Origin of the sequence: Micromonospora sp. M42, assembly GCF_000568915.1 — a bacterium.
Classification (GTDB): domain Bacteria; phylum Actinomycetota; class Actinomycetes; order Mycobacteriales; family Micromonosporaceae; genus Micromonospora; species Micromonospora chalcea.
Window position 1 is genome coordinate 2,893,761 of sequence record NZ_KK037233.1, and the last position, 4,021, is coordinate 2,897,781.

At 70.6% G+C, this 4,021-nt stretch carries 4 protein-coding genes and 1 pseudogene; 2 read left to right on the forward strand and 3 right to left on the reverse strand.

Annotated features, from left to right (window positions below; all coding sequences use genetic code 11):
• Positions 1 to 639: phytoene desaturase family protein (locus tag MCBG_RS13025; protein ID WP_043330557.1), on the forward strand; the 639-nt coding region annotated here is incomplete at its 5' end.
• A 56-nt stretch (positions 640 to 695) separates the two neighbouring features.
• Here MCBG_RS13025 and MCBG_RS13030 read toward each other — a convergent pair.
• On the reverse strand, positions 696 to 1,334 hold the full coding sequence (locus MCBG_RS13030; RefSeq protein WP_051611534.1) for a TMEM175 family protein: 639 nt from the start codon (positions 1,332 to 1,334) through the stop codon (positions 696 to 698).
• A 108-nt stretch (positions 1,335 to 1,442) separates the two neighbouring features.
• A complete protein-coding gene (locus MCBG_RS13035) occupies positions 1,443 to 3,011 on the reverse strand; it encodes a Rieske 2Fe-2S domain-containing protein (RefSeq protein WP_043325879.1) in 1,569 nt (522 codons plus the stop codon).
• Positions 3,012 to 3,258: 247 nt separating this feature from the next.
• On the opposite strand from MCBG_RS13035, the gene MCBG_RS31755 reads away from it, so the two are divergent.
• Positions 3,259 to 3,483, forward strand: a complete 225-nt coding sequence (locus tag MCBG_RS31755) for a hypothetical protein (RefSeq protein WP_082931019.1) — start codon at positions 3,259 to 3,261, stop codon at positions 3,481 to 3,483.
• A 69-nt stretch (positions 3,484 to 3,552) separates the two neighbouring features.
• Here the strand turns inward: MCBG_RS31755 and MCBG_RS13040 are convergent.
• Positions 3,553 to 4,021, reverse strand: a pseudogene (locus MCBG_RS13040) (cell division protein DivIVA); the annotation flags it as partial.

The following is a 4,021-nucleotide window of genomic DNA, read 5'->3' on the forward strand; positions in this document are numbered from 1 at the left end:
GGCGCGGTCCGCCGCCCCGGCACCACGCTCAAGCTCAACCTGGCGCTGACCGGGCTGCCCCGCTTCTCCTGCCTGCCGGCGGACGCGCCGAGCCCGTTCGGGTCGACCATCCACCTGCTGCCCGGCTCGGCCTCGCTCGTCGGCGACGGCGGCGAGTCGCCGATGGCGGCGCTGCGCGGCATGTGGGCGGACGTGCGGGCCGGGCGGCTGCCGGACGAGCCGACGATCGAGTGGTACCTGCACACCACAGTCGACCCGTCGCTGTCCGACGAGGCGGGGAACCACTCGTCGGCGCTGTTCGTCCAGTCGGTCCCCTACGAGCTGGCCGGCACCACCTGGGACGCGGCGCTGCCCGGCTACGTGGAGCGGCTGCTCGCGATCTGCGAACGGTACGCCCCGGGCGCCGGTGACCTGGTCGCGGACGCGGTGCCGCTGCCGCCGCCCGGCATCGAGGCGCACTTCGGCATCACCGGCGGGCACATCCACCACGTCGACAACACGGTGTCGTTCACCGACCGGATGCCGTACGCGACGGGTGTGGACGGCGTGTACGCGGGCAGCGCCGGCTGCCACCCGGCGGGCAGCGTGATCGGCGCGGCCGGGCACAACGCGGCCCGCCGCATCCTCGCCGACATGTAAGGAAGGGCCCCTTATTAACGCCTCCGGTAGAGGAAGGGCCCCTTCTTAACAACCGCTCACGGCGTGTCGGGCGCCTCCTGGCCGGCGGGCGGGAGATCGCCCGGACCGCGCACCAGGTAGACGCCGACCAGCAGCAGGTACGCCAGCAGGCTCAGCAGCGGGTCGATGAACACGATGGCGAACGCGACCAGGTAGAGCAGCGGGCCGAGCCGGAACCGGCGGGCCACCGCGCTCGCCAGCCTCGGGTCCAGATCCGCGTGCAGCAGCCCGCGGCGGCGCGCCCACCACCAGCTCAGGTTGAAGAAGAGCGCCTCGCCGAGCACCACGCCCACGTACAGCGCGGCGGTCAGCCGCTGGTCACGCACGGTGCCGCGCAGGTTGTCCGCGAGCAGGTCGGCGGTGAACGGGATCGCCGCCACGAACATCAGCAGCAGCAGGTTCAGCACCAGCAGCATCTGGTCGACCCGGCGGACGTAGCGCCACATGTTGTGGTGGGTCAGCCAGACCTGGCCGACGATGGCGAAGGTGATCACGTACGCCAGGTAGGCCCGCCACTCCTGCACGAGCACCGCGGCCAGCCCGTCGTCCTGCGGCAGGTCCGGGTCGAACGCCAGCAGTTCGACGGCCATCAGCGTGAGCACGATGGCGATCACCGCGTCGCTGAACGCCTCCACCCGCGAGGCGTCCCGCGCCATCTCGCTGCCGCGCCCGAACCGGTACACCGGTTCCCTGTCCGCACCCGTCACGCCGCCCCCCTCACGACCGATGGTCGCGTGCCGGGGGCGGCGTGCGGGGCGAAACCGTCAGACGGCCGGCGCCGAGGTCTCCGCGTCCGCGCGGTGCGCCCGGATCTTGTGCCCGACGCTGGTCAGGCAGCGGCCGCTGGCCAGGTCGAACTTCCAGCCGTGCAGCTGGCAGGTCAGCTGGTCGCCGTCGACGATGCCGAACCGGCTCAGGTCCGCCTTCAGGTGCGGGCAGCGCCGCTGCACCACCCAGCCGTCGAGCGTGATGTCCTCGGCGTCGACGGCCCGCTCGTGCTCGTCGTACCAGCCCTCGGCGTACTGGAGGCGCTCCTCGGAGAGGCACTTGAAGAAGGCGTAGACGAACTCGTTGTACTGGCCGATGCGGGCCGCCGAGAAGCGGCACGACAGGAACAGCGAGTTGACCCAGTCGACCTCGCCGATGTGCAGCAGGTGCTCGATGAGCGCCCGCTCGGTACGGAAGCGGTAGCGGACCTTCTCGTCCGCGTACGGCCGGACCTCCTTGCCCGGGAAGTCCACCACGATGGATTCGACCTCGGAGCCGTCGTAGCCGACCAGGTCGAAGCGGACCGGACCGCCGACGCCCTTGGCCAGGTAGATCGACTCGTCCAGCAGCGGCTCGATCCGGCGCTTCATCTCACCGAGCACGTCGACCTCGGGGTGCCGCCAGGACGCCTTCTCGGCCTCGATGACGCCGCGCTTGCGCTCCCGCATCTCCTCCAGGTGGGCGACCTTGTTCGCGAAGAACTCCTCCACCGGCACCGGGTGCGTGGTGGTCGCGCCCTCGGTGGTGATCTCCGAGACGCTGCCCGGCAGCAGCACGATGCCGTTGGTGCCGCCGACCTTGGCGTACTCGGACAGGAACACCGACTGGTCGGGGAAGATGTTGCCCTCGTCGCCGAAGATGTCGTTGAACTGCCACAGCTCGTCATCGAGGAAGCACGGCGGGCCGGCGATCGGGAAGACGTGGTCGGCCTTCAGGTCGTCGATGTAGCGCCACGTGCGGTCGAACTGCCGGTCCCGCTTCTGCTTGCCGAACGCGGTCTTCGCCGCCTGCGGCAGCTCGTAGACCATCGGGTACCAGATCGCGCCGGAGAACTGCAGCATGTGCGCGTGCACGTGGCCCAGCTCGGCGAAGACGCTCAGGTCGGTCGGGCGGGCGTCGTTCTGGTTGAGCAGCCGGACGCCGTCGTACTCGACCCAGAGCGAGGAGTCGCCGATCGGGCCGTCGGTCGGGCTGGTCAGCGCCTGGATCATGATCTTCAGGCCGCCGGGCAACTCCACGACCTGCTCGTTCGGGGCCTTGAGGAACTTGGTGAAGCCCAGCTCCCGGAACTCGTCCTCCATCTCCGAGGTGGGGAACTCGGGGAGCAGGACGGTGGCGTCCTTGGACACGAAGTCGCGCAGGTGCTTGGCGTCGAAGTGGTCCCGGTGCAGGTGCGACACGTACAGGTAGTCGACCTGGCCGAGGGTCTCCCAGTCGAGCAGGGAATTGTCCGGGAAGGGGAACCACGAGGCGAAGTAGGCGGGATTGACCCACGGGTCGCACAGGATGCTGCCCGCGGCCGTGTCGATCCGCATGCTGGCATGGCCCGTACCGGTCACTCGCACCGCAGTCCCCCTCAAAAAGGCATCAGGTGTACGTCAAGACGCTACCGGAGGCAGTGTGCTCGCCGTCCCGCGACGCCGGTAGTGCCCAACCGCCCCGACCCGGACGGGACCTACGGCCCGGGTCATGCGACAACCACGCTGTCGCCCGCCCGGGTCATCAAGCGCACCGGAGGCCGGACCCTGCGCCGGGGCCGGTTGAGGGCGTGCCAGACTGATCGGAGATCCGATCGCGAGGGAAGGACCGACAGTGGCAGGAGACGAGCCGGTAACCGCGCCAGATCAGCACAAGCCCGGGCACCGCAAGTCCGGACGGATCGGCGCGTTGCTGTCGGCGCTGGTCTTGGTTCTGATGGCGCTCTGCGGGATCGAGGAGGGCCGGGTGGAGCACATCTGGCTGTTCGGGATCGCCGGGCTGCTGGTCGCCATCGTCATCGGCGACGCCGTGCTGCGCCGCAACGGCCTGCGGTCCTGACGAGCGGCGCAAACGGTACGCGGAAGGGCCCACCCCTCGCGGGGTGGGCCCTTCGTCGTCGGGTGCGGGTCAGCGGCCGAGCAGGATGTCCTGCACGTCCTTGAGCGCGGCGTCGACCTCGGCCTCGAAGTAGCCGCCGGGCACCAGCCCGAAACGCAGCGTGTCGAGGTCCTTCGGGTTCACCGGCATCGGGTTGCGGCCCTGCATGCCGCCGAGCAGCGTGTCGAAGAACCGGTCGACCTGGTCCGGGTCGTACCCGCTGCCGAACCGGCGGACCTGGAAGCTGCGCCGAATCTGGTCGACCCGGTAGAGGTCGCTGCCGGGCGGGCCGGCCATCGGCGGGCCCACCATCGGCGGACCGGCGACCGGCGGGGTCACCAGCGGCGGGCCGGTCATCGAAGGGCCGGGGCCGTAACCCTGGTCCGGCGGCCCGTAACCGGGCTCCGGCGCGCCGTAGCCCTGCTGCGGCAGCGCGGGCGGGCCACCCGGGCCACGACCACGCAGCTCACGCTCGGGCATGCGGATCTCGGCGGTCATG

What these genes read in the sequence shown, in the direction of transcription:
- MCBG_RS13030 (WP_051611534.1), bottom strand. Translation starts at nt 1,334, where the DNA reads ATGGCGCGGGACGCCTCGCGGGTGGAGGCGTTCAGCGACGCGGTGATC.